Annotated in this window: 21 protein-coding genes and 1 tRNA gene; 9 read left to right on the top strand and 13 right to left on the bottom strand. The window is 67.4% G+C overall.

All coding sequences use genetic code 11. The annotated features are described in order from the left end of the window. A complete protein-coding gene (locus tag H9X80_RS00410; protein WP_204792370.1) occupies positions 1-651 on the bottom strand; it encodes an ABC transporter ATP-binding protein in 651 nt (216 codons plus the stop codon). Between the two features lie 427 nt (positions 652-1,078). After that, positions 1,079-3,772, bottom strand: coding sequence for a valine--tRNA ligase (locus tag H9X80_RS00405; RefSeq protein WP_204792369.1), 2,694 nt, complete (start codon positions 3,770-3,772; stop codon positions 1,079-1,081). Positions 3,773-3,857: 85 nt separating this feature from the next. On the opposite strand from H9X80_RS00405, the gene H9X80_RS00400 reads away from it, so the two are divergent. Both H9X80_RS00400 and H9X80_RS00395 read left to right on the top strand, forming a co-directional pair. Then, positions 3,858-4,607 carry a TatD family hydrolase gene (locus H9X80_RS00400; protein WP_204792368.1) on the top strand — a complete coding sequence of 250 codons (750 nt, stop codon included), beginning with the start codon at positions 3,858-3,860 and terminating at the stop codon, positions 4,605-4,607. 92 nt (positions 4,608-4,699) lie between these two features. After that, positions 4,700-5,824 carry a glycosyltransferase family 8 protein gene (locus tag H9X80_RS00395; RefSeq protein WP_239471399.1) on the top strand — a complete coding sequence of 375 codons (1,125 nt, stop codon included), beginning with the start codon at positions 4,700-4,702 and terminating at the stop codon, positions 5,822-5,824. A 594-nt stretch (positions 5,825-6,418) separates the two neighbouring features. On the opposite strand, the gene clpX is transcribed toward H9X80_RS00395, so the two are convergent. From clpX to H9X80_RS00340, 11 genes are all read right to left on the bottom strand, one after another. Then, positions 6,419-7,735: an ATP-dependent Clp protease ATP-binding subunit ClpX gene (clpX, locus tag H9X80_RS00390; protein ID WP_204792367.1), complete on the bottom strand. Its 1,317-nt coding sequence runs from the start codon at positions 7,733-7,735 to the stop codon at positions 6,419-6,421. A gap of 6 nt (positions 7,736-7,741) precedes the next feature. After that, positions 7,742-8,359 carry an ATP-dependent Clp protease proteolytic subunit gene (locus H9X80_RS00385; protein WP_204792366.1) on the bottom strand — a complete coding sequence of 206 codons (618 nt, stop codon included), beginning with the start codon at positions 8,357-8,359 and terminating at the stop codon, positions 7,742-7,744. A gap of 105 nt (positions 8,360-8,464) precedes the next feature. Next, the gene (tig, locus tag H9X80_RS00380; RefSeq protein WP_204792365.1) at positions 8,465-9,826 is read right to left on the bottom strand and encodes a trigger factor; all 1,362 of its coding nucleotides are present in this window, start codon (positions 9,824-9,826) and stop codon (positions 8,465-8,467) included. 58 nt (positions 9,827-9,884) lie between these two features. Next, positions 9,885-9,971 (bottom strand) — tRNA-Leu (locus tag H9X80_RS00375). A 157-nt stretch (positions 9,972-10,128) separates the two neighbouring features. Further along, positions 10,129-12,018 carry an ABC transporter ATP-binding protein gene (locus tag H9X80_RS00370; RefSeq protein ID WP_204792364.1) on the bottom strand — a complete coding sequence of 630 codons (1,890 nt, stop codon included), beginning with the start codon at positions 12,016-12,018 and terminating at the stop codon, positions 10,129-10,131. After that, entirely contained in the window at positions 12,008-13,960 is a 1,953-nt protein-coding gene (locus H9X80_RS00365; RefSeq protein ID WP_204792363.1) for an ABC transporter ATP-binding protein, read from the bottom strand. The genes H9X80_RS00370 and H9X80_RS00365 overlap by 11 nt, the downstream gene beginning before the upstream one ends. A 214-nt stretch (positions 13,961-14,174) precedes the next feature. Continuing rightward, positions 14,175-14,486 carry a GNAT family N-acetyltransferase gene (locus H9X80_RS00360; RefSeq protein WP_204792362.1) on the bottom strand — a complete coding sequence of 104 codons (312 nt, stop codon included), beginning with the start codon at positions 14,484-14,486 and terminating at the stop codon, positions 14,175-14,177. A 30-nt stretch (positions 14,487-14,516) separates the two neighbouring features. Further along, the gene (locus H9X80_RS00355) at positions 14,517-16,232 is read right to left on the bottom strand and encodes an ABC transporter ATP-binding protein (RefSeq protein WP_204792361.1); all 1,716 of its coding nucleotides are present in this window, start codon (positions 16,230-16,232) and stop codon (positions 14,517-14,519) included. A gap of 137 nt (positions 16,233-16,369) precedes the next feature. Beyond that, positions 16,370-17,638 carry a sensor histidine kinase gene (locus H9X80_RS00350; protein WP_204792360.1) on the bottom strand — a complete coding sequence of 423 codons (1,269 nt, stop codon included), beginning with the start codon at positions 17,636-17,638 and terminating at the stop codon, positions 16,370-16,372. After that, entirely contained in the window at positions 17,605-18,327 is a 723-nt protein-coding gene (locus H9X80_RS00345; RefSeq protein WP_204792359.1) for a response regulator, read from the bottom strand. Before H9X80_RS00345 ends, H9X80_RS00350 begins: the two co-directional genes overlap by 34 nt. Positions 18,328-18,506: 179 nt before the next feature. Continuing rightward, the gene (locus tag H9X80_RS00340; RefSeq protein WP_204792358.1) at positions 18,507-18,959 is read right to left on the bottom strand and encodes a GNAT family N-acetyltransferase; all 453 of its coding nucleotides are present in this window, start codon (positions 18,957-18,959) and stop codon (positions 18,507-18,509) included. A gap of 74 nt (positions 18,960-19,033) precedes the next feature. Between H9X80_RS00340 and H9X80_RS00335 the strand changes: the two genes are divergently transcribed. The 7 genes from H9X80_RS00335 to H9X80_RS00305 all read left to right on the top strand — a co-directional run bounded on the left by H9X80_RS00335 (position 19,034) and on the right by H9X80_RS00305 (position 25,419). Then, a complete protein-coding gene (locus H9X80_RS00335) occupies positions 19,034-19,231 on the top strand; it encodes a hypothetical protein (protein ID WP_204792357.1) in 198 nt (65 codons plus the stop codon). Further along, entirely contained in the window at positions 19,212-19,694 is a 483-nt protein-coding gene (locus H9X80_RS00330) for a GNAT family N-acetyltransferase (protein WP_204792356.1), read from the top strand. The genes H9X80_RS00335 and H9X80_RS00330 overlap by 20 nt, the downstream gene beginning before the upstream one ends. Before the next feature lie 385 nt (positions 19,695-20,079). Continuing rightward, entirely contained in the window at positions 20,080-21,228 is a 1,149-nt protein-coding gene (locus tag H9X80_RS00325; RefSeq protein WP_342590834.1) for an extracellular solute-binding protein, read from the top strand. Positions 21,229-21,435: 207 nt separating this feature from the next. Beyond that, entirely contained in the window at positions 21,436-22,386 is a 951-nt protein-coding gene (locus H9X80_RS00320; protein ID WP_204792355.1) for an ABC transporter permease subunit, read from the top strand. Beyond that, positions 22,383-23,207, top strand: a complete 825-nt coding sequence (locus H9X80_RS00315; protein WP_204792354.1) for an ABC transporter permease — start codon at positions 22,383-22,385, stop codon at positions 23,205-23,207. The genes H9X80_RS00320 and H9X80_RS00315 overlap by 4 nt, the downstream gene beginning before the upstream one ends. A 13-nt stretch (positions 23,208-23,220) precedes the next feature. After that, a complete protein-coding gene (locus tag H9X80_RS00310; RefSeq protein ID WP_204792353.1) occupies positions 23,221-24,252 on the top strand; it encodes an ABC transporter ATP-binding protein in 1,032 nt (343 codons plus the stop codon). A gap of 174 nt (positions 24,253-24,426) precedes the next feature. Then, on the top strand, positions 24,427-25,419 hold the full coding sequence (locus H9X80_RS00305) for a hypothetical protein (RefSeq protein WP_204792352.1): 993 nt from the start codon (positions 24,427-24,429) through the stop codon (positions 25,417-25,419). Positions 25,420-25,435: the final 16 nt, after the last annotated feature.

Here is a 25,435-nt window from a genome sequence, read left to right as displayed (position 1 = left end):
CTAGGCCCCCGTCCGAACGGACAGGACGCCGTCCGCAAGCTCAAGGAGGACGTCGGACGCAAGCCCCGGCACGTCGTGATGACAGCTCAGCAGGACGGCCGTGCCCTCCCCCGCCACCTTGGAGAGCTCCTCGGAGAGGGTCAGCGAGGCCTCGCGGTCAAGCGGGCCGTGGGGCTCGTCAAGCAGAAGCACCCGGGGACGCAGCATGAGGGCCAGGACGAGCGCGAGCTTCTCTCGCATGCCGCGCGAGAACGCCGAGGGTAGCAGACGCTCGTGACCCATGAGGCCAAAGCGCTCGAGCAGCTCCTCCGCGCGCGGGCGGGCGTCATCCGCCCGGTTAACGGAAAGCACGAGCTCAATGTGCTCGATGGCGGTCAGGTCATCGTAGAAGGAGGGAACGTCGCTCACAAAGACAAGCTCGCCCGGAGCCAGACGCGTGCGTCCCGAGTACTGATAGCCGCCGAGCAGAACCTCGCCCGCAGTCGGCACAAGCCAACCCGCAAGGCAGCGAAAGAGCGTCGACTTTCCCGCACCGTTGGGCCCCGTGAGAAACGCGACCTGTCCCGGCTCCAGCGAGAAGGACACGTCCTCCCACACCGGAACGTCGCCGTAGCCAAAGCAGAGACCACGAGCCTCAAGGGCTGCGTCCATGTCGTCCCCTTCCCTCGACGGGATCCGACGAGATTGCGGCATTATACCCATTCGCAGGTCGCTCCGCATCACAATCCAGCAAGGGCACCTCTTGCAATGGGTGCACCCCCCATTGGTAGTGCACTTCTCCCCCGCGGGTGCACTTAACGGGTGCACCTACGACAAAACCGCAGGTGGCGAGAAGAACCCCGGCGAATTATCGCATCAAGTGCACCCGGCCGCCCGACAGCCGCACCTCAAGTGCACCCGGCTGCCCGACAGTCGCACGCAAAGTGCACCCGTCAGCCCCCGTCACCACGCCACGAACACCCAACCCAACGCAGCGAGGCCCAACGCGCGAAGGCCCGCCTGCTTCTCGGCCAGCGACTTCTGCGCGAAGCGCAGTGAGCCGGCGAGAGGCGGGCGGGCCTCCCCCACGCGCGCGGACCTACGCGAAGTCCGCGATCTGCGCCTTGAGCTGCTCAATCGTCGTGGTGAGCTCGGTGGCCTGCGCGCGCTTCTTCTCCACGACCTCCGGCGCCGCCTTGGCCATGAAGCCCTCGTTGGCAAGCGTGCGCTCCACGCCCGCGAGGTCCTTCTCGGCCTTTGCGAGCTCCTTGGAGAGGCGCGCGGACTCGGCGGCCAGGTCGACGAGGTCGCCCACGACCACGTAGGCCTCGAACTCCGGCGTCACCACGGAGACGGAGCCCTCCGGGCGCGCGAACTCGCCCGGCTCGGCGAGCACAAGCTCGCTCAGGTGCCCCACGCTGCGGACGAAGTCGGCCTGCGCGGCCAGCGTCTGGCACGCGTCGGCCGGCGCCTTGACGTCCACGCGCAGCTCGGCGCGGGGCGAGAGGCGGTAGCGGGCGCGCGTGGAGCGGACGCTGGAGACGAGCTCCTTGGCCAGCTCGAAGTCCTTCTCGGCGCGCTCGTTGACAAAGCCGGAGTAGCGCTCGGGCTCGGGCCAGGTGGCCACCATGAGGAACTGCGCCGAGTGGTCGTCCAGGCCGCTCGCGGGCAGGGCGTCCCAGACGCTCTCGGTCACGAAGGGCATCGCCGGGTGGAGCAGGCGCATGCACGTGTCCAGGACGAACACGAGGTTGCGCTGGACCTGCAGACGCTCCTCAGGGGTGCCGTCGAGCAGGCGGCCCTTGCAGAGCTCGATGTACCAGTCGCAGACGTCGCCCCAGAAGAAGGACTGGATCTCGCGCGCGTAGTCGCCGAAGGCGTAGGTCTCCAGCTGCTCGGTGGCGCGGGAGACGGCGCGGGCCAGGCGGGAGAGCATCCAGGCGTCCTCGGGCGTCACGGCGGCCGGAGCGCCCGGCTCGTAGCCCTCGAGGTTCATCTGCACGAAGCGGCTCGCGTTCCAGATCTTGGTCACGAAGCCGCGGGCCTGCTCGGTGCGCGGGCTGTCAATCAGCTTGTGGGTCTTCTTGTCGATGTTGGCGTCGAACTTGACGTCCTGGTTGTTGGTGATGAGCGTGAGGAGGTTGTAGCGCATGGCGTCGGCGCCGTACTTCTCCATGAGCTCCATCGGGTCGACGCCGTTGCCCTTGGACTTGGACATGCGGCTGCCGTCCTTGGCCAGGATCGTGGCGTAGATGTAGACGTCGTGGAAGGGCACCTCGTCGGTGAAGTAGAGCGAGCTCATGATCATGCGCGCCACCCACAGGGCGATGATGTCGCGCGCGGTCACGAGGACCTTGGTGGGGTGGTGGCCCTGCATCTGCTCGGGGTAGTCGGGCCAGCCCTGCGTGGCGAAGGTCCACAGCTGCGACGAGAACCAGGTGTCGAGCACGTCCTCGTCCTGGTGCACGTGGTGGCCGCCGCACTTGGGGCACACGTCGGTGTCCTCCATGAGGGCGTCCTCCCAGCCGCAGTCCTCGCAGTAGAACACGGGGATGCGGTGGCCCCACCACAGCTGGCGGCTGATGCACCAGTCCTTGAGGTTCTCCATCCAGGTGAGGTAGGTCTGCGTCCAGCGGGCCGGGTGGAAGGTGACCTCGCCGTCCTTGACCACCTGCGTGGCGCGCTCCTTGAGCTTGTCCACGGCCACGAACCACTGCTCGGAGAGCCAGGGCTCAAGGGCGGTGTCGCAACGGTAGCAGTGCATGACGGAGTGGTCGAGCTCCTCGACCTTCTCCAGCAGGCCGTGCTCGTCGAACCAGGCCACCACGGCCTCGCGGCACTCGTCGCGCGTCATGCCAGAGAACTCGCCGTAGCCCGGGACCACCACGGCGTGCTCGTCAAAGATGTTGATCTGCGGCAGGTCGTGGGCCTGGCCCATCGCATAGTCGTTGGGGTCGTGGGCGGGCGTCACCTTGACGAAGCCCGTGCCGAAGCCCGCGTCCACGTGCCAGTCGGAGAAGATCTCGATCTCGCGATTCACGATCGGCAGCATGACCTTGGCGCCCACGAGCTTGGCCTTCTCCTCGTCGTTGGGCGAGACGGCCACGCCGGTGTCGCCGAGCATGGTCTCCGGGCGCGTGGTGGCCACGGTCACGTACTCCACGCCGTCGACCGGCTCCACAAGCGGGTAGCGCAGGTACCAGAGGTGGCCCTTCTCGTCCTTGTACTCGGCCTCGTCGTCGGAGATGGCGGTGCAGCAGGAGGGGCACCAGTTGACGATGCGCTTGCCGCGGTAGATGAGGCCGTCGTGGTACCAGTCGCAGAAGACCTTGCGGACGGCGCGGGAGAACTCGGGGCTCATCGTGAACTTCTCGTCACTGAAGTCGATCGAGCAGCCCATGCGCTTGATTTGGCTGACGATGGTCCCGCCGTACTCGTGCGTCCAGTCCCAGCAGGCGTCGAGGAACTTGCTCCGGCCAATCTCGAGGCGGGAGATGCCCTCGCTCTTGAGCTTCTTGTCAACCTTGGTCTGCGTGGCGATGCCCGCGTGGTCGGTGCCGAGGATCCAGCGCGTGGAGCGGCCGCGCATGCGGTTGTAGCGCACGAAGGCGTCCTGGATCGTGTCGTCCATCGCGTGGCCCATGTGCAGGATGCCCGTGACGTTGGGCGGCGGGATCACGACGGTGCAGTCCCCCACCCCCTTGCTGCGCTGGTAGCAGCCGGCTTCGATCCAGCGGTCGATGAGCTCGGGCTCGGCGGTTGCGGGGTCGTAGGTCTTGGGCATCTCTTCCACGGTCTGTCCTCTCGTGGGGGCGTTTGTCTAGCAGCCTAACAGGATAGCACGCAGGCGGTATCATCGCAGGAAGAGAGGAGGCTCCATGCTGTTTGACGCGCACGTGCACCTGGGGTGGTTTGACGAGCCGGCCGCCGTCGCCCGCGAGGCCGGCAAGAGGGGCCTGGGGCTGCTCGCCGTCACGGTGACCCCCGACGAATACCGCGCCCTCCGCGCCCCGCTTTCCGGCGAGAAGAACGTGGCGCTTGCGGCGGGCCTCCACCCCTGGTGGGTGCGCGACGCCTCCGAAGCGGACGAGCTGGTCGCAGCGCTCCCACAGACGCGCTGGGTCGGCGAGGTGGGGCTTGACGCCTCCCCGCGCCACGCCGCGACCTACGGCGCCCAGCTCGCCGCCTTCGAGCGCGTCTGTGCGGCGTGCGCGGAGACGAGCGACCCGTCCGCGCCCGTGGTCATCTCCGTCCACGCCGTCCGTGCCGCGACGGACGCCCTCGACGTCCTGGAGCGCACGGGCGCCGCCGAGCGCTGCCGCTGCGTGCTCCACTGGTTCTCCGGCAGCTCCGAGGAGCTCGCGCGGGCCCGCGCTCTGGGGTGCTGGTTCTCCTTCGGCGAGCGCGCGCTCGCCACCCGGCGCGGCCGGGAGTACGCGCGGCAGGTCCCCGCGGGACGCCTGCTCCTGGAGACCGACCTGCCCGCGGCGCCCGGGGAGACGGGCGGGGTCGAGGTCCTTCTCGCCAGCCTGGGACGCGCCGTGGACGGGATCGCCGCTGCCCGGGGCGAGGACGCAGGCGAGGTCGAGACGCTTCTTGCCCGGAACGCGGAGGAGCTGCTCTCCTGACGGCGCGGGCTCGCGCGACGTGCGGGATTTGAGGGCGCGCGGCGTCAATGGTAGAGTTGACGAGTCTCTGAACGCGCGAGAACCGAGGTACCATGAAGCCCCTGCGCAAGACCATGCACGTGCGCAACCCGCTCTCCTCCACGATGCTCGCGAGCACGTCGGGTGACCTCGACCTGCCGCTGAGCGACGTGGTCATCGTCTTTGCCTGCAGCGAGAACTTCGTGCCGTACCTCTCGGTCGCCATCCAGTCGATCATCGAGAACGCGAGCGCAGAGCGCCGCTACGACATCGTGGTGCTCACGCGCAACATCTCCCCGGCGTCCATGATCACGCTCACGCGCCAGACCAAGTCCGACAACGTGGGCATCGGCTTTCTTGACGTGGACGCGGCGCTGGGCGACATCAAGCTCCCCCACCACGGGCACTTTCGTCCGGAGACCTACTACCGCCTGCTCGCCCCGCAGCTGCTCCCCAACGTGGACAAGGCCGTCTACTTGGACTCCGACCTCATCGTGGAGGACGACATCGCCAAGCTCTTCGACGTGGACGTGACGGGCTACCCCCTCGCGGCCACGCGCGACGCCGACACCATCGGCCAGATCGACGGCTACGACGCCACCGTGGGGCCGTACCTGAAAAACGAGCTCGGGATGAGGGACCCGCACGACTACTTCCAGGCGGGCGTGCTGCTCATGAACCTCGCCGAGCTCAGGCGCTCCGTGACGCCGGAGGAGTTCCTCAGGCTCTCCACCGAGCGCATGTGGCGCTGGCTGGACCAGGACGTGCTCAACAAGGTCGTCAACGGCAACTACGTGCGCGTCCACATGCGCTGGAACTACCTCATGGACTGGCAGCACCTGCGTCGCACCCACATCGTGGCCAACGCGCCGGCCGACGTGCGCGCCGAGTACGCCGAGGCAGCCGCGGACCCGGCGATCATCCACTTTGCGGGCCCGGACAACCGGCCCTGGCTCTACATGGACGCCGACCGTGCCGAGGACTTCTGGCGCTACGCGATGTGCTCGCCCTACCTGGACGAGATTCGCGGCCAGCTGGAGGACTCGCGCGCCACCGCGAAGGGGCTCGCCAAGCGCCTGCAGGTCATCGTGCTCTACAAGGGCGTCATGCCGGCCTTCGACAAGGTCTGCCCGCCCGGCACCAAACGCCGCAAGGCCGTGATCTCCACGTACATGGGGCTTGGGGGAGCAAACCTGTAGGGGTGGCGACGCGCGCGGGCGCGTGCAGAGCTGGCTGCTTACAGAATGCGGGCCGTTGCGGCTCCGGCAAGCGCGGCGCTTTGAAAAACGCGGTCGTTGCAAGCACGAGGCACGTGGCTGCTTTGAAAAGCGCAACTGTTGCACCCCCAGCGACGCACGACCGCTTAGAAAAACGTGACTGTTGCACCACCATGCAGTGTGGTTGCTTAGAGAAGCTGGGTCGTTGCGGCTCGAGATGCATAGCTGCTTTGAAAACTGCACACGTTGCGGCTTTAGGGACGCAACGTGCGCCCATTTGTAAGCAAACGACGGGCACACAGCGCAACGGTCCCGATTTTCAAAGCAGCCCCGCGCCCAAGCAGTGCATCAGCCCTCAATCCGTAAGCAGCCGCACGACCAAACGCTGCAACAATCCAAAATCCCAAAGCACCCACAGCTGCGACACAAATAAGTGGCCCCGCACGCAGCCCAAAGGCTCGCGTGCAGGGCCACCCCGTCCGTCACGTACCAAGCGCATCTGGCGAGAAGAACCTCGGGGTGCTTGCCGCAGGCGGCGCCACCCGGCCTTGCGGCGCGGACGCGCCCCAGGTGCGGCTACCCCGCCAGGCGGTGCTTGCCGTGCGCGGTGGTCACGAGGTGCGGCGACACCTTGCCACCCACGCTCTCCTTGGTGACGACCACCTTGGTGATGTCGAGGTCGCTCGGCAGGTCGAACATCGTATCCTGCAGCGTGGCCTCGCAGATGGCCCGCAGACCGCGGGCGCCGGTGCCGCGGTCGAGCGCCTGGCGCGCAATCTCCACCAGCGCGTCGTCCTCGAACTCCAGGTCCACGCCCTCGAGCTCGAACATGCGGCGGTACTGCTTGACGAGAGCGTTTCGCGGCTGCGTGAGGATGTTCACGAGGTCGTCCTCGGTGAGCTCGCGGGTGGAGGTGATCACCGGGATGCGGCCGAGGAACTCGGGGATCATGCCGAACTTGTGGAGGTCTTGCGGCATGACCTGCTCCATGAGGTAGTCCTCGTCCTTCTCGACGTTCTGGCCCACCTCGGCGGCAAAGCCGATCCCCTTCTTGCCGATGCGGTCGGCCACGATCTTGTCCAGCCCGACGAAGGCGCCGCCGCAGATGAACAGGATGTTGGTGGTGTCGATGTGGATGAGCTCCTGCTGGGGGTGCTTGCGGCCGCCCTGCGGGGGCACGCTCGCCACGGTGCCCTCCAGGATCTTGAGGAGGGCCTGCTGCACGCCCTCGCCGGAGACGTCGCGCGTGATGGAGAGGTTCTCGGCCTTGCGGGCGATCTTGTCGATCTCGTCCACGTAGACGATGCCCACCTGCGCGCGCTCCACGTCGCCGTCGGCGGCGGTGATGAGCTTGAGCAGGATGTTCTCCACGTCCTCGCCCACGTAGCCGGCCTCGGTGAGGGTGGTGGCATCGGCGATGGCAAACGGCACCTCGAGGAAGCGCGCGAGCGTCTGGGCCAGGAGCGTCTTGCCCGTGCCGGTGGGGCCCAGCAGCAGGATGTTGCTCTTGGCGATCTCCACGTCCTCCTCGCCCTCCGGGACCTCGTCGTTTCCGGAGAGGATGCGGCGGTAGTGGTTGTAGACGGCCACGCTCATGGCGCGCTTGGCCTGCTCCTGCCCCATGACGTACTGGGAGAGCTCGTCGTAGATCTCGTGCGGGGTCGGGAGGTTCTTGATGGGCAGCTCGCTCTCGGGCTCACCCGCGGCCTCCGCCTCGGCGGCGTGGTCGACCTCGTCGATCATCTCCGAGCAGGCGTGCACGCACTCGTCGCAGATGTAGACGCCGCCGGGGCCGGCGATGAGCTTGCTCACCTGGCTGCGGGTCTTGCCGCAGAACGAGCAGTACATCTCGCCGGGCGCGCCGGGGCCTCCAAGCTGGTCGTTGTTGGGCATCTGGGTTTACTCCTGGGTCTGGTCGGCACGGGTGGTGATGACCTTGTCCACAAGACCGTAGGCGCAGGCCTCCGAGGCGCGCATGTAGTTGTCGCGCTCGGTGTCCGCGTTGATCTTCTCGATGGGCTGGCCGGTGGCCTCGGAGAGGATCTCGTTGAGGCGCTGGCGGATCCAGCGGGTCTCGTCCGCCACGATCTGGATGTCGGTCTGCTGGCCTTGGACGCCCGAGCTCGGCTGGTGGATGAGCACCATCGAGTTGGGCAGCGCGAGGCGCTTGCCCTTGGCGCCGCAGGCGAGGATGGCGGCGCCCATGGAGGCGGCCATGCCCACGCAGATGGTGGAGACGTCGGGCTTGATGAAGTTCATCGTGTCGATGATGCCAAGGCCGGCGTAGACGTCGCCACCCGGGGAGTCGATGTAGAGGGCGATGTCCTTGTCCGGGTCCTGGCTCTCAAGGTGCAGGAGCTGCGCGATCACCAGGTTGGCGGAGTCGCGCGTCACCTCCTCGCCCAGAAACACGATGCGGTCGTTGAGCAGGCGGGAGTAGATGTCGTAGCTGCGCTCGCCGCGCGGCGTCTGCTCCACGACGTAGGGAATCAACGGGATGTTGGTGGGGTTGTGCATGTGCTCTCCGTTCGCTCTCGGGCCCAGGGGCCCTCTTGCAGAAAGCCCCGGACGAGGTGACACTCGCCCGGGGCCCACGCTACGTTGAAACGGGCGCGGCGGGGGCTACTCGGCGTCCTTCTCGCCGTCAGCAGCCTCAGCCTCGGCCTTGGCGCGCTCGGCGACCTCGTCCACGGTGTTGACCTTGGCGTTCTCGACCAGCCAGTCGAGAGCCTTGGTGCGGCGGATGGAGTCGCGGATGGCGGGCAGGCGGCCCTGGTCGCGCCACTCCTTGATGCCGGCGTCGACGTCCTCGACGCCGGCGCGCTCGAACTCGGCGCGGATGTCGTCCTCGGTGGCCTCGAGGCCGAGCTTGGCAGCCACGGCGTCAAGCGCGAGCGACTGGCGGGCGCGCTCCTCGGCCTGGACGTGGAGGTCGGCGATGAAGTCGTCGGACTTCAGGCCGCGGGCGCGCAGGAACATGTCAAGGCTGATGTTCTGGCGCTGGAGCTGGCTCAGGAACTCGGAGGCGAGCTCGTTGAAGATCTCGTTCTGGTAGGCCTCGGGCACGGTCTCGAGCTTGAGCTGCTTGCCGATGGCCTCGACCACGCGGTCCTCCTTGAGGCTCGGGATCGTGGTCTTCTTGTCGCCCTCAATCTCCTCCTTGACGGCCTCGCGGAAGGCGGCCACGTCGTCGTAGCCGTACTTCTTGGCGATCTCGTCGTCGAGCTCGGGGGTGACGGCCTTCTTGATGGCGTTCAGGGTCACCTTGACGGTGAAGGTGTGGGAGTGGGTCTCGCCCTCGTGCTCGTGGCTGTGGGTCCAGGAGATCTCCTTGGTCTCGCCCTTCTTCATGCCGATGATGCCGGCCTGAAGCTCGGGGGCGACCTGCTGACCGTTCAGCGCGAGCATGCGGTTCTTGCCGGCGAGGTGGCCGGCGCCCTCGACGTTCTCGATGTCAACGGAGACGATGTCGCCCTCGACGACCTCGCGGTCCTCCTCGACGTCCTCGTAGGTGACCTGGTAGGTGAGCAGCTGGTTGATCTGCCAGTCGATCTCGGCCTCGGTGGCCTCCATCGGCGGGAGGTTGATCTCCGGCGCGTCGTAGCTCTCCAGCTCGGCGGTCGGGCGGACACCGATGGTGGCGGTGACCACGTAGTCGGCGCCCTGGGCGGCGAGCTCAGGGTCGGCGCCCTCCGGGCCGAAGCTCACGCGGCCCACGGGGGTGACGTCGAGCTCCTCGAGCATCATGGGCTCGGCGGCGTTGAGCAGGTCGTTGGTGGCCTGGGCGAGAACCGCCTCACGGCCGATGATGCCGTCGATCACCGGGCGCGGGGCGTGGCCGCGACGGAAGCCCTGGAAGTTGTACTTCTTGGCGATGTCCTTGTAGGTCTTGGCGATGGCCTTGTCCACGTCCGCGGCGGGGATGGTGACCGTGGCGGCCAGCTTCTCGTCGACGGGCGTCTCGGCGGTGACGGTGATCTTCAACGTTCCTCCAGTGTCTTCTCGTGCCTGGCGGGCCGACCCCGCCACGTGCGTGCCTGCGTGGTGCGGGCGAAAGGACTCGAACCTTCACGGGGTCTCCCCCACTGGAACCTAAATCCAGCGTGTCTACCAGTTCCACCACGCCCGCATGATGCACAGCCTTTGAATCATAGCAAACTTCTACAGTGTACCCACGTCTCGGCAGATATTTCACGTGATGCGGCGGCGGGAGGGTGCCGGGCGTATTGGGAGGAGGCCCGGCACCGCCCCGCCACTGCATCACGGGCGAGAAGAACCTGGGGTCGTCAGTCCCTCTCGGCGCCACCGCCCCTCTCGGTACCCACGTAGTAGCTCGCCTGCGCCTCCCACATCCGCTTGTAGAGTCTGCCGACGGCGAGCAGCTCCTCATGGGTGCCCACCTCCACCACGCGCCCGGCGTCGAAGACCGCGATCTTGTCGCAGAAGCGGCAGCTGCTCATGCGGTGGGAGATGTAGACCGCGGTGCGGCCCGTGACCATGCGGTCGAAGCCGGCGTAGACCTCCGCCTCGGAGATGGGGTCGAGCGCCGCGGTGGGCTCGTCCAGGATGACCACCGGCGCGTCCTTGTAGAGCGCGCGGGCAAGCGCCAGCTTCTGCGCCTCGCCGCCCGAGACCATGACGCCGTCGCCGAGGTCCTTGTAGAGGCGCGTCTCAAGGCCGTCCGGCCACGACCGCACGAGGCCGTCCGCCCCGGCCTGGCGTAGCGCCTCCCACATGCGGGCGTCGTCGCGCGCGTAGCCCGCGGCCAGGTTCTCCCACACCGGGAAGGCGAAGAGCTTGAAGTCCTGGAACACCACGCCGAAGAGGTCCCGGTACTCCTCCTCGTCGTACTTGCGAATGTCCACGCCGTTCAGGGTGATCCGCCCCTCCGTGGGATCATAGAGACGGCAGAGCAGCTTGATGAAGGTTGTCTTGCCCGCGCCGTTGGGCCCCACCACGGCGAGCTTGCCCAGCGTGTCCAGCCTAAAGCTCACGTCGCGCAGCGCCCACTGGTCGGTCCCGGGGTAGCGGAAGCTCACGTGCTCGAAGGCGATCTCAAACTGCCCGTCGTCGCGCTTCTCAACCGGGATCGAGCCATGCGGGCGCGGGTCGTCCATGTCCAGGAACTCGAGCAGGTCGGCAAGGTAGGCACAGGCCTCGCGGAGCTGCCCGTTGGCCGTCACGAGCGCCGCGTAGGCGCCGCCGAACTGCGCAAGCGCTCCCGCGTAGGTGGTGAAGGACCCCACCGTCACGGCGCCGGCAAGGACCTTTGCCGCCACGAGCACGTAGGAGGCCACCACAAAGAGCGCGTTCACGCCGCTCGTGGCCGTGTCGATGGCCCCCTCCCGCGCAATCCAGTCGTCGAAGAAGTCCGCCGAGGCGCGCTGGTTGGCCTCGATGTTGCGCATGAGCATGCTGCCCATGTCGTAGATGCGGGTGACCTTGGCCGCGCGCACGTCCTCCAAGGAGAGGCCGAGCAGGTAGCTGAGCCGGTTTTCCACCGAGGTGTGCTCCGTTGCGACATAGCTGGCAAGCCGGTCGCGAGCGCGGCCCACAAGACCGTTCGTGCGGACGGCCCACACGAGCGCGACGGCGAGAAGAACCGCGGAGCCGCCAGGACTCGCGAGCACCCCGAGAGCGCCCGTCGCCTCGGGCGGGGCAAGGCAGAGCCCTGCCACGAGCGCCACGCACGTGACTATGTTGAGCAGCGCCGAGACCATGTCGCGGTAGAAGATCGGAATCGACCCGAGATGGCCGTGCATGCTCGCCGTGCGCTCGATGTAGGCGATCCTCTCGGCGAGCTCCGGGTCCTCCATGGTCTGGAAGTCGAGCGAAAGCGCGTAGTCGCGCACCATCACGTAGGAGGCGAGGTAGCAGCGCTCCACTCCCACGCGGACGCGCCGGTCAAGCGCGGCGTGGGCGCAGCCCTGCGCAAAGGCCACCAGCACCACGCCCGCGGCCATGACGGCGCTCCTCCGCAGGTCGGCCGCCACGAGGGAGTCCACGAGCCCGGACGTGAGCGCGAGCCCCGCGTAGAGGGCCGCCACCTTGAGTGCCGCGTCGAGAAACACGAGCGGCGCGAGCAGCGGGTCCACCTTCCGCACGAGCGCCAGCAGGCGCAGCCCCGTGCGGTGAAACGCGTTTCTCCTGAGGAAGACCTTGACCCTATCGGCCATTGCCCTCGCCTCCCTCCTGTCCCAGAGGGGCACGGTCCCCTTCTGGGTCGTCCTCGTAGTAGCGGGCCTGGGTCTCGAACATGTGCGCGTAAGCGCCGCCGGCGGCCATGAGCTCGTCGTGGGTGCCCTCCTCCACCACGCGCCCGCCGTCGAGGAACAAGATTCGCTCGCAGAAGCGCGTCGAGGACAGCCGGTGCGAGATGAAGACGCTCGTCTTGCCGTGGGTGAGCTCGTCGTAGCGCTCGTACATCTGGCGCTCGGCAAGCGGGTCCAACGCGGCGGTGGGCTCGTCCAGAAGGACCACCGGCGCGTCCTTGTAGAGCGCGCGGGCGAGCATGAGGCGCTGCACCTCGCCGCCAGAGAGGTCCACTCCCTCGGGGTCCACGTCCTGACCGAGGTATGTCCGGGCACCATGCGGCAGGGCGCGCACGCGCTCCAGCAGACCGGCCTGGTCAAGGGAGCGCGTGAGGCGCACGGGGTCGACGGCGGAAGGGGCGTCAACGCGGGCGTCCTTCTCGACGTCAGCGTCCTTCTCGACGTCCCCCGCCACGGCGGCGCAGGTCACGTTGTCCTCCACGGTGAAGGAGAACGGGAAGCAGTCCTGGAAGACCACGGAGAGCTCACGCCAGAGCGCGGTGCGGGAGATGCCGTTCATGTCAACGCCGTCAAGGTAGATGGTGCCAGAGGTGGGCCGGTAGAGCCCGCAGAGGAGCTTGACGAGCGTGGTCTTGCCGGCGCCGTTGACGCCGACGAGCGCCACCTTCTCCCCAGCGCGCAGGGTGAGCGTGAGATCGTGAAGGACGTCGGTCCTGCCGTCGTAGGAGAAGCACACATGCTCCAGACGGAACTCGTGCGGGCGCCCGGGGTTGGGCGCGGAGGTGCCCGCCTCGGCCGTGGAGGCCCACTCGTCCTCGAGCTCCCGCCAGAGCGTGAGCGTGCGGGCGTTCTGCGTCACCTGGGAGAGCGCGTCGAAGAACTGGCCCATCCACGAGCCGACGCCCGAGACCATGCCGGCGAGCAGCAGAAAGCCCGGGAGGTCGAGCACGCCCGAGAGGAGCCTCCAGATGAGGTAGGCGTATGCCGCGGCGTCGCGCACGAGGGAGAGCGTGGCGGCGAGGAGCCCCGCGCGCTCGTAGCCCAACCGCTCGGAGTCAAAGATGCCGAGGATGCGGCCCGTGGCCTCACGGAAGGCACGGGCGAACCACGAGCGCATGCGGTAGAGGCGGATGTCCTTGCCGTTCGCCGCGTCGAGCGTCTGTCGACGCAGGTAGGAGAACGCGCTGTAGGCCCGGCTCGACTCGTCGCGCAGGGAGAAGGCGTGCTCGGAGGCGCGGACGTTGCCGGCAACGGAGAGCGCGGACAGCACCGCGATCAGCGCGAGCAGGGCCGGGCTGGAGAGGCCCACCACTGCGCTGTAGGCAACGAGGCCGAGAAGCGCGGCGAGCGCGTCGAAGGTGGAGACCACGAGGGCCTCGATGCCAATGTCGTTGCTGTAGTAGAAGCTGCGCTCGGCGTCGTCGATACGGCGCCGGCCGTCGTCTGACTCCACAAGGCGGAAGTCTGCTGCGAGCACGAGACGGCAGAGGTCGAGCCCTCCCCAGATGCGCAGGTTCATGCAGTGCCTCCTGCGCCGCGAGCGCGTCCAGACCGCGAGCGTGGCAAGACCCTGTGCCACGGCAACGTAGGCCGCGATGACGGCGAGGACGAGCACGGGCGAGCTCCCGCTCGTGAGCGCCGCGACCACGAGGCTCGGCAGCGCAGCGGCCAGAAACGGCTGCACCACGGCAAGCGCGGCGTCCGCCACGCAGAGCGCGAAGGCACGGGGGCCGCAGACCTTGGAGAGCCAGCGCAGCGCGTAGAGCGTGTTGGCCACGATGCCGTATCGGCGCGCCGGGGCGGGCGCGGTGCCCGCTGCTGCGGTGACGGTGCTAGCGTGCATCATGGATATTCACCTCCAGGTTCTTCTCTGCTCGTGAGCTTAGCGTCCTTCTCGCCGCTGGCGGCAAGAAGGACTTGGTTGCTGTTGCGGTTGCGTCCACGATTGATCACATCCCTTCGTCCAAGGATGTGATACCGCGCCGGCGCAGGCAGCGGGGCGCGTGCGCACGAGTTGTTCGATTTTCCGCGCGAGATGATACGAGGACAGTCCCTTCGTATCATCCAATGCACACGTAGGCCGCGCAGCCCAGGCGCTCGGCGCGCGAGAAGCCGAGGGACTCGTAGAAGGCGCGGGTCCCGGGCTCGTCATCGGCGAGAAGCTCCGTCTGGTAGACGCCCCGGAAGCGCGCGAGCACCGCGCGCACGAGGGCCGTCCCGATGCCGCGGCGGTGCAGCTCGGGCGCCACCACCACGTCCTGGATAAAGACGATGGAGGCCCCGTCACCCACGACGCGCGCGAACCCCACGAGCTTCTCGCCCGCAAAGGCGCCCCACACCGCGAGCGAGCCGGCGAGCGCCGCGCGAACCATCTCGGGGCGACTCAGGGGCCGCCCCTCGCGTCAGCTGCTCACCGTGAACAGCGAGTAGAAGTACCCGCGCGCCGCCATGAGCTCGTCGAAGGTCCCGCGCTCCACCACGCTCCCGTCGCGCATCGCGACGATCTCGTCGTAGCGTGCAAGCAGCGGAGCCTCCAGCCGGTGCGTCACCACCACGCGCGTGAGGCCATCAAGGCTCAAGATCTCCTCGCCCACCGCACGTGCCGTCTGGTTGTCGAGCGCCGCCGTCGCCTCGTCAACCAGCAGCACCGGCGTGGCGCGCAGAAGCGCCCGCGCGATGGAGACGCGCTGCCGCTCGCCACCGGAGAGCGCGCCCCCATTCTCCCCGCAGTGGAAGCCCTCGCCCTTCTCGGCCACCAGGTCGGCCAGCCCCGCGCGGCGCAGGGCGTCGTCAACCGCCTCGTCCGGAAAGTCGCGAAACATCGTCACGTTGGCACGAATTGTGTCGTCAAAGAGGAAGACGCTCTGGTCGATAAGGCTCACCAGGTCGTAGAGGCTGCTCGCGTCGATGCCGCGCAGCTCGTGGCCGTCCAGCGTGATGGAGCCCTCGTAGGTGTCGTAGCCGCCCATGAGGAGGTTGAGCAGCGTGGACTTGCCGGAGCCGGAGGCGCCCACCACCGCGTAGCTGCGCCCCGCCGCAAGCTCAAGCGTAACGTCGCGCAGCACGGGCTCGCCCGGCTCGTAGCCAAACGTCACGCCCGAGACCTTGATCCCCCGCTCAAGCCGCGGCTCGATCTTCTCGCCGGCGCGCTCCGTGTTCTCGCGCGTGGCCGCGGCAAGCTTCTCAACCAGACCCGAGGCGGCCTTTCGGCTCGCCCAGTACTGCGGGACGATGTTGATCGGCTGGATGAGGTAGTTACACAGGTTCACAAAGATGAGCACCGTGCCGGCCGTGACCTGCCCGTCAATGGCAAGCCACGCACCAATGAAGAACACGCCGAACTGAAGCAGCATCGAGCACAGGTTGCCCGAGACCGCGCTGATCAGGCACTCCCACCAGTAACGGCGACGCTTGGTCTGCTCGGCCCGCCCGCTCGCCGCGTCGAAGAGCCCGCGGGCCTGGGCCTCGGCCTTGAAGCTCTTGATGACGGAGAAGCCGGACAGCAGGTCGCGCAGCTGGGAGACAAAGGCCTCGTTGCGGTCGGACACCGCGCGTTCGCGGACGGCCATCTCGCGGCCCATGAGCACCGACGCCACGAGCGGCAGCAGGCTCAGCAGAACGGCCGCCACCGTCAGCGTCACGCTGTAGAAGAGCATCATCGCGAGCGTGCCCACAAAGAGCAGCGCATGGTAGATGAGCAGGAACGACCGCTTGAGGTAGCCTTCCTCGACGGAGGCCACGTCGTTGGTGAGCAGGCTCAGGTAACTGCCCGTGTTCTCGCGCGCAAAGGCCCGGATGCTCTTCTCGGAGAGCCGCCGAAACGCCAGTGACTTGTAGCTTATGAGCGCGCGGCACACAAAGTCTGACTTGGCGCGGTACATGCCCACGCTGATCGCAAACGACACCACGGTGAACACGGCCCCAAAGGCGAGAAGGACCTGGAGCCGCGCAAGGTCGCCGCTCGAGATGACGTCGATGATCTCCCCCAAGAGCCACGACCCGATGAGCGCAGACGGGATGTCGAGCACCGTAAGCGCGAGCGCGACGGCAAAGCAAGCATAGTTGTGACGATAGAAGGCGCGGAAGTACTCCCGCGCGGCAGGCGTGATAGATGTCATGGGACTCCCCGTTCAGACGAAACTGCTATGTCAGAAGAGTCCTAGAGCATGAGTACCCTTCGCCGGGTGCAGGATGACCTCATCCTACCCCAGGCACACGACGCCGGCAAATGATACGAAGGGACTGTCCCTTCGTATCACAGTGGCAGGCTGACCTCGGCGGCAAAGACGCCGGGTTCGTTGGCGAGGTTGAGGTAGCCCTCGTACTTGTCCACCACGGCGGCCACCCGCTTCATGCCCAGGCCGTGGTTGCCGCGCTTCTCGGAGATGTAGTTGCGCTGGTTGAAGCTCGGGTCCTCCACGGCGGAGTTCTGTATGGACGCGTAGAGCTGCGCGCCGCGCGCGGCCACGTAGACGCGCAGCCACCGCCGCCCGTCAATCTTCTCGCACGCCTCGATCGCGTTGTCCAGGAGGTTGCCCAGAATCACGCAGAGGTCCACGTCGTCCACCGCGAGCTCGTCCGGCACGGTCGCCTTGCAGGTCACCTCGACGCCGTCTCGCTCGGCGAGGCTCAGCTTGGAGTTCAGGATCGCGTCGACCATGAGGTTGCCGGACTTGACGTAGGTGTCCACGCGGTCGAGGTCGCTCTCGAGCTCGTCGAGGTAGGCCGAAAGCTCGTCCAGCTGCCCTGCCGCAAGCTGGGCCTTCATGACCTGCAGGTGGTTGTGGTAGTCATGCCGCCAGCCGCGCATGTCCAGGTAGATGGAGCGGATCTCATCGTACTGGCGGGAGAGCACCTCCTGCTGAAAGCGCTCCGTCGAGCTCTCGAAGCCGCGCCGGAAGCGCTCGAAGCCGCCCGTGAGCAGCAGGTAGACAAGAAACTCCACCACAAGCGCGCCTGCCGCGAGCACGGGGGCGCCCAGGGCGACCGCAGCCGAGCAGAGCGCGAGCACGCAGGCGAGAAGAACCGTCTCCCTGAGACTCGCACTCCCCCGCCGGCGCATCGCGAGCACGAACATCAGCCAGAGCGGCGCGGCAACGAGCGCGGCGGCCGCACCAGCCGGCGCCGCGCCCCCGCAGTAGACGGCCGAGCCGGCTAGAAGGACGCCGGCCAGCACCCCCGGGGCGGCGACTGCCACCCACATGAGCGAGAAGGGCTCCTCGTCGAAGAAGGCGTCCATGAGCGTGAGCGTGAGGGCCACCGCGCCCCAGGCCACGGCGACGCCCCAGGGCACGCCCGCGGCAAGCGGGTCCGCGGCCGCACCCGTAAGCGCCCACGAAGAAAACGCGTCGCCAAACCACCCGCAGGCCAGAGCACACGCGCAGATGGAAAGCGCGACCGCCCACGCCCCGCGGGGCGCGCGCATGCGGCCGAGCGAGCGGACGTAGGCTGCGTAGGCGGCGAGCAGAGCCACGTGTGCCGCGAGCGCCGTCATGAGATCGTCCCCCGGCACCACGCGAGCCATGCGCGATTGAGCTCCTCCCAGCGGCCGCGCGCGATGGGGAGCACGTCACCCGTGTCCATCTCCACCTCGCGCCGCGTGATGCGCCGCACGTGCGGGAGGCTCACGAGGTAGGAGCGGTGCGCCTTGCAGAAGAGGCCGGACGCCTGGGCGAGCTCGGCCTCGAGCTGCGCGATGCCGCGCGAGGAGACGAGGCGCGTGCCGTCGGCGAGCGTGACCAGCGTGTCGTGGCCGCGTGCCTCCAGGTAGCAGACGCGCGTGACAGGCACACGGTTCGTCTCGCCCGCGCCCTCCAGCACGAGCACGGGCTCCTCCCGGCCCAGGCGCTCGGCCGCCCGGTCGAGGGCGGCGTCGAGCTTCTCGGAGCGGACGGGCTTGAGGAGGTAGGAGACCGCGTCCACGTCGTAGCCGTCGAGCACGTGGTCGATGACGCCCGTCACAAAGACGATCTGCGTGCGCTCGCCGCGGGAGCGCAGCTCGCGAGCGAGCGCCATCCCGTCGAGCCCGGGCATCTCGATGTCAAGGAGCACGATGTCGCAGGGGGCGTCGTCAAGCGAGAAGAGCAGCTGCTCGGCGGACGCAAAAGGCGCGACCTCCGCCTCCAGGCCGCGGCGGCGCGCCCAGTCGCGCGCAAGCGTCCCGTAGAGCTCCCGGGCCGGGTCCTCGTCATCGACAACGGCAACGTGCAGCACGAGCTTCTTCCCTCCTTGTGACGTGACGCAGGTGACATGGCGTCGCACCCTACCGTAGCAGAGTTGCGCGGGACGACCGGCCGAAGGTCAGCCACGAGCGCTCGGGCCCGCTGAACAGTACGACGGCGGCAACCTCGCAAATGCTGGCAAAGACGGCCCACATCCAGAACGGACGAACGTCACCTCACAGGCGCGCGCGAACGCCGCAGGACCAACAGCCCGTCGCACTCCCCCACTGGCGCAAACCCAAAACGAGCCGCGATGCGCCGCGTCGCCACCTGCTCGGGAACGCACTCGATGACAACGTCCTTCTCGGCCGCCCGCGCCCAGCCGAGAAGGACGCGCGTGAGCTCCGTCGCATACCCACGCCCCCAGACGCGCGGCATGAGCACCCAGCCAATCTCAACGGATGTGTCGTCGTAGTCATGGTAGATGACGTAGCCGGCAAAGCCCTGCCCGTCCTCGACGGACCAGACGCGCGGCGGGTCGGCAAGGCCCTCACGCTCCAAAAACGCACGCGAGCGCTCGGGCGAGAAGGGCGGCTCAAGACAGCGCATCACGCGCTCGTCAGCAAGGAGCTCGGCCAGCGGCCCGAGGTCCTTCTCGGCCATGGGTCGGACAGCAAGGCTCATTGGGCGACCTTTCGGCAGATGGCACGGCGAATCCCGCGCCCCTCGTCTATTCTAGACGCGTTGAAGGGGGAGACATGGACATACCGCGCAGACCCTATCTCAGGTTCAACGAGCTCGGCGGGACGTCGCTCTGGTTCACGGGCATGCCCGACCCTCCCTGCAGCGGGCCCGACGTCGAGGAGAAGGTTTGGGATGCCACCGAGGACCTGCGTCGCCTCGAGCGTCGGCTCAAGGGGAGCAACGGAAGTGACGATGACGCCACGCGTTCTTGACATAGGTTTTGACCTGCGGCTCGTTCGTCTTGACGAGCCGCCCGCCGAGGCGCTCTCCTGGTACCAGGACCCCGAGACGCTCTGGATGGTCGACGGCAAGCGGGAGCCCTACACGGCCGAACTGCTGAGGCAGATGTACGACTGGCTCGCGGAGCACGGCGAGCTCTGGTACATCGAGGTACGCGACGAGCGGGCCGCAGACGGCTGGCGACCGGTCGGCGACGTCACGCTCTGGCCCGACGACCTCCCCATCGTCATCGGCGAGAAGGACATGCGTGGCCGCCACGTCGGACGGCGCGTGGTCGAGGCGCTCTGCGAGCGAGCGCGGGCGCTCGGCTGGGACGAGGTGCGCGTGGGCGAGATATACGACTGGAACGTCGCGTCCCAGCGGTGCTTTGCCGCGGCGGGCTTCTCGCCATACGAGCGCACCGAGCGCGGGGCTCGCTGGCGACGGGCGCTTTAGGCGAAACACCTCGCATTTGTGTGGGCAGCGGTGCTGAAAACCCCACAGGTAGTCCCTCTTTTTCACCTCCGCATCGGAAAAGTCCCAGATAAACTGCCCCCCTCTCGGCGAGAAGAACGACTACCTGTGGGGTTTATCGTTTGGAAACGTGCTAGAGGTTCTTCTCGCCAGATGATACGAAGGGACTGTCCCTTCGTATCCTTACGCGGGTGGGGAAATGTAAGGGAAAGCGCCGAAACAACGCAGAAACATGTAAGAAATAATCAGGAGACTGAAATAATCCCCCGACCGGCGGCCGGAACGCCGCGGGCGGCCCATAGACTGCTCGGCGGAAAACCGCGGGGCCAAGCCCGCGGCCTCTGCACAGGAACCGAAGGGGGATTACGTGAAGAACAGCGTCACCAATGCGTCGCGCTCGATGTCGCGTCGCGGCTTCCTCGGCATGCTCGGTGCTGCCGGCCTCGCCTGCGTCGCCGGGCTCGGCCTCACCGGCTGCGACGACGGCGGCTCCGCCGCTCCGGCGGTCGACTACAACTCCATGAGCCTCGACGACCTCATCGCCCAGGCCAAGGAGGAGGGCCAGATCAACTCCGTGGGCATGCCCGACACCTGGGCCAACTGGGTGGAGACCTGGGCCGACCTCAACTCCGAGTACGGCCTCCAGCACGCCGACCAGGACATGTCCTCCGCCGAGGAGATCGCCATGTTCAAGCAGGAGGGCACCGACGGCACCAAGGACATCGGTGACGTGGGCCAGCAGTGGGGCCCGACGGCCGAGTCCGAGGGCGTGACGCTCAAGTACAAGACCAGCTACTGGGACGAGATCCCCGACTGGGCCAAGGACGACGACGGCGACTGGGTCGTCGGCTACTACGGCTCCATGGCCCTCATCTCCAACGACGACCAGGTGAGCCCCGCCCCCACCTCCATCTCCGAGCTTCTCGACGGCGACTACAAGGTCTCCGTCGGCGACATCACCTCCGCCGCCAACGCCCAGCACGCCGTCCTCGCCATCGCCTACGCCATGGGCGGCAGCATCGACGACCTCCAGCCTGCCTACGACTTCATCACCCAGCTCGCCCAGGCCGGCCGCCTCGACGTCTCCGACGTGTCGGTCGCCCGCCTGGAGAGCGGCGAGATCGCCGTGGGCTTCAACTGGGACTACAACGCGCTCAACTACCGCGCCCAGATCGTCGAGAACAACCCCGACGCGAAGTTCTCCGTCTGCATCCCCTCCGACGGCTCGGTGCAGTCCGGCTACGCCACGATCATCAACGCCAACGCTCCGCACCCCGCGGCCGCCTGCCTCGCCCGCGAGTTCATCCTCTCCGACGAGGGCCAGATCAACCTCGCCCGCGGCTACGCCACCCCGATCCGCAGCTCCGTCGAGCTGCCCGAGGACGTCAAGGCGCTGCGCCTTCCGGACGAGCAGTACGGCGACCAGGTCCAGTCCATCGACTACGGCAAGTGGACCGACGTCACCAACGAGCTCGTGACCTGGTACCAGGAGAACATCATCCCCATCCTGGGCTAGCACGGCATCGGAGCCCGTCGACTCAGACGGCATGACAGGGCGGCCCTCGGGCCGCCCTTCCCTTGGCCCGGCCAGACGACATGACCGCACGCGCGGCCAGAAAACATGGCAAGACGGCACGACCGAACGCACGACCGGCCGTACAACCCAGCCGCACGGCCAGACCACAAAGGCCAACCCATCGAACACCCCAAAGAAGGAGGTATCGTGGCAGAGATCTCGCATGCGAGCGCCACCGTCACCGCGGACGTCAGCGCCGAGGCCACGCGCGCGCCCGAGCGCGCCGCCGGTGCCCAGCGCGCGCCGAAGCGCACCAGGAAGTGGGTGGGCTACCTCGCCTTCCTCCCCTTCCTGCTCGTCATCATCGGCTACGAGCTGCTCCCGCTCGCCCAGCTCGCGATCGACAGCCTCATCGGCAAGGAGTCCGGCACCGTCGGCGTGGAGAACTTCGTCAAGGTCTTCACGACCCCGCTCTACCAGCAGTCCATCATCAACAGCGTCTGGATCAGCCTCGTCTCGGCCCTTGTGGGCATCGTGGTGTCCTTCCTCGCCGCCCGCTTCGCCTATGACTCGAGCGACCGCGTCAAGAACGCCTTCACGATGGTCCTCAACATGATGTCGAACTTCTCGGGCGTGCCCCTGGCGTTCGCCTTCATGATCCTCATGGGCAACTCCGGCGTCCTCACCATCCTCGGCCAGCAGTGGAACATCCCGTTCCTCGCCAACTTCGACCTCTACACCGGCGAGGGCCTGCTCGTGCTCTACATCTACTTCCAGATCCCGCTGGCAACGCTGCTGCTCCTGCCCGCCTTCTCCGGTATCAAGAAGTCCTGGCGCGAGGCGGCCACGATCCTGCAGGCGTCGAGCTTCGACTACTGGTTCCGCATCGTCATCCCCAACCTCCTCCCGTCGATCCTCGGCACGCTCTCCGTGCTCTTCTCCAACGCGCTCGCCGCGTACGCCACCGCCTACGCCATCGTGATGAACAACTACGCGCTGCTGCCGCTGCAGATCACCTCCAAGTTCAAGGGCGACGTCCAGATCGACGCTGCCACCGGCGGCGCCCTTGCCGTGGTGCTCATCGTGCTCATGGTGGTCTGCACCGTCATCAACAACTACTTCACCAAGCGCGCGTCGAAGGGTCGTGAGATCATATGAGTTCCAAGTCCAAGGCCGTCCGCGCTGCCGCGCCCGGCAAGAAGACCCCGCTCGCCGCGAAGATCTTCCTGGGCATCGTCGCCCTGTACCTGCTGATTCCCTTCCTCACCACGCTCGTCTACTCGCTTTTCATCGAGTGGACCGACGTGCTGCCCTCCGGGTTCACCCTGCGCAACTACGCCGAGCTCTTCACCAACATGACCTTCTGGGCCTCGATCGGGCGCACGCTCATCCTGTGCCTGGTGAGCGTCGCCATCACCATCGTGCTGCTCCTGCTTGCCATGTACGTGGTGGTTGCCGTGAACAAGAAGCTCGGGCGCTTCATGCAGTTCGTCTGCATGATCCCCTACGCGCTCCAGGGCGTCATCCTCTCCATCGGCATCATCTCGCTCTACACGGGCACCGGGACCATCCTGTCCAACCGCATGTTCATGCTCTTCGGTGCCTACACGATCCTCGTGCTCCCCTACATCTACCAGGGCATCCGCAACGCCCTCAACGCCATCGACGCCAACATGCTGATGCAGGCGGCCGAGATGCTCGGCTGCGGGCGCTTCCGCGCCTACGTGCAGGTGGTCCTGCCCAACATCATGTCGGGCATCCTGGTCTCCAGCCTGCTCGCCGAGAGCATTGTCTTCGGCGACTTCGTGCTCGCCAACAACATCGCCGGCACCAACTACCAGAACATCCAGGTGTTCCTCCAGGCCAACATGGCCCGCTCGAGCGGCCTCTCGAGCGCCATCGTGGTCATCATCTTCCTGGTGGTCGCCGCGGTGACCGCGATCGTCCTCAAGCTCCAGAAGTCCTCCCAGAACAGGTAAGGAGACGCCCCAGATGGCTTACATCGAATTCAGGAACGTGGTGAAGCGCTTCGGCGACAACACCGTCCTCGACCACATCAACTTCGGCATCCAGCGGGGCGACCTCGTGACGCTGCTCGGCCCGTCCGGCTGCGGCAAGTCCACGCTGCTGCGCTGCCTCTCCGGCCTCGAGACCGTCACCGAGGGCAGCATCGTCCTCGACGGCCGTGACATCACCAACGTGCCGGCCTCCAAGCGCAACATCGGCATGGTCTTCCAGCAGTACAGCCTCTTCCCCAACATGACCGTCGAGCAGAACGTCGCCTTCGGCCTCAAGATGAAGAAGGTCCCCAAGGAGCAGATCGCCAAGAAGGTGGCCGACGCCATCGAGATGGTGGAGCTCAAGGGCAAGGAGAAGGCCTACCCGGCCAACCTCTCCGGCGGCCAGCAGCAGCGCGCCGCCCTGGCCCGCTCCATCGTGACCGAGCCGGCCGTGCTCCTGCTTGACGAGCCCCTCTCGGCCATCGACGCCAAGCTCCGCAAGGCGCTCCAGTCTCGCATCCGCGAGATCCACAAGGAGCTCGGCCTCACCACCATCTTCGTCACGCACGACCAGGACGAGGCCATGGTGATGTCCGACGTCATCCAGCTCTTCCACTCCGGCCGCATCGAGCAGGCGGGCAGCCCCGTCGAGGTCTACACCAACCCGGTCTCCGAGTTTGCCGCGAGCTTCATCGGCAGCTACAACCAGCTCTCCGCCGGGGAGTTCTCCCGCCTCACCGGCACCGCGGTGCCCGCCGGCCACGTGGTGGCCGTGCGCCCCGAGACCATCGGGATCGCCCGCGAGAAGCCCGAGGACGCAGAGGGCGCCTACGTGGTCAAGGGCACCGTGGTCGACAGCACCCCGCGCGGCAACGTGCTGCGCTACACCGTCAACGTGGGCGAGACCACGCTGCGCGTGGACGCGCTCTTCCGCAGCTTCCACATGTTCGACGACCTCGACACGGTCTGGCTCACCCTCCCCGAGCACGACTGCCTCTTCATCCCGTCCGAGGCCGCCGCGTAGGGCCAGCCACGCCCGGCGAGAAGAACCTCCTTCCCGTGGGGTCCCGTGGAACCAATGGTCCCGGGAAGCCTCCCCTCCCGCACGTTCTTCTCGCCCCTTGAGCTTCACCCTCCCTTCCAGTTTGGCCCGCGCACCGCACCCGGTGCGCGGGCCGTCCCAGAAAAAGGAGCTCCCATGTCCTTCACCGACCAGGTCTTTCTTGAGCGCGGCGGAAACCGCTACAAGGGCAACCTCCACAGCCACACCACCAACTCCGACGGCCACCTCACGCCCGCCGAGTCCGTGGCCGCCTTCCGCGCGCACGGATACGACTTCCTCTGCCTCTCCGAGCACGACCTCTACACCGACTACTCCGCCGAGCTCGGCTCCGACGACTTCCTGATCCTGCCGGGCCTCGAGGCGTCGGCCTACCTCTACGCTGACGAGACCGAGTCGGTGCGGCTGCGCTGCCACCACATGCACGGCATCCTGGGGACCGATGAGATGGTGAGGGCCGCGGGCAGGCGCTTTGCGCACATGGAGCGGCTCGAGCCGATCCGCTGCCACGGGAGCTGGGACGGCGCGGCCGTGGCGAGGCAGCTCGCCGAGGAGCTTGCCTCGCGCGGGTGCGTGGTCACCTACAACCACCCCATCTGGAGCCGCGTGGAGCCCGACGAGTTCTGCGGCGTCGAGGGCTTCTTTGCGCTTGAGGTCTACAACTACGACACGGTCAACGAGTCGGGCACCGGCTATGACACCACCTACTGGGACCTCATGCTGCGGCGCGGCAGGCGCGTGTGGGGCTTCGCCTCGGACGACAACCACAACGAGGGCCTCTTCGACGACGCCTTCGGCGGGTGGGTCGTGGTGCGCGCAGAAGCGCTCACGCGCGACGCGGTGGTCCGCGCGCTGCTAGCTGGCGACTACTACTCCTCGAGCGGCCCGGAGCTTCGCGCCTGGGGCGTGCGCGACGGGCGCGTGTGGGTCGAGTGCAGCCCCTGCGAGCGCGTGAACCTCGTGGCCGGCGGGCCGATCAACGCCGGCGGCACCGTGATCGCCCCCAAGGGGGGCGCGCTCGAGCACGCGGAGTTCAACCTGCGCGGGGGCGAGACGTACCTGCGCGTGGAGTGCATCGACGCGCACGGCCGCACGGCGTGGTCCAACCCCACCTTCACTGACGAGGCCTAGCTGAATGATGCGAAGG

Origin of the sequence: Olsenella profusa (assembly GCF_016900315.1) — a bacterium.
Lineage (GTDB): Bacteria > Actinomycetota > Coriobacteriia > Coriobacteriales > Atopobiaceae > Thermophilibacter > Thermophilibacter profusus_A.
The sequence above is the reverse complement of the archived record's forward strand: the minus strand, read 5'-3'. Positions and strand labels throughout refer to the sequence as shown.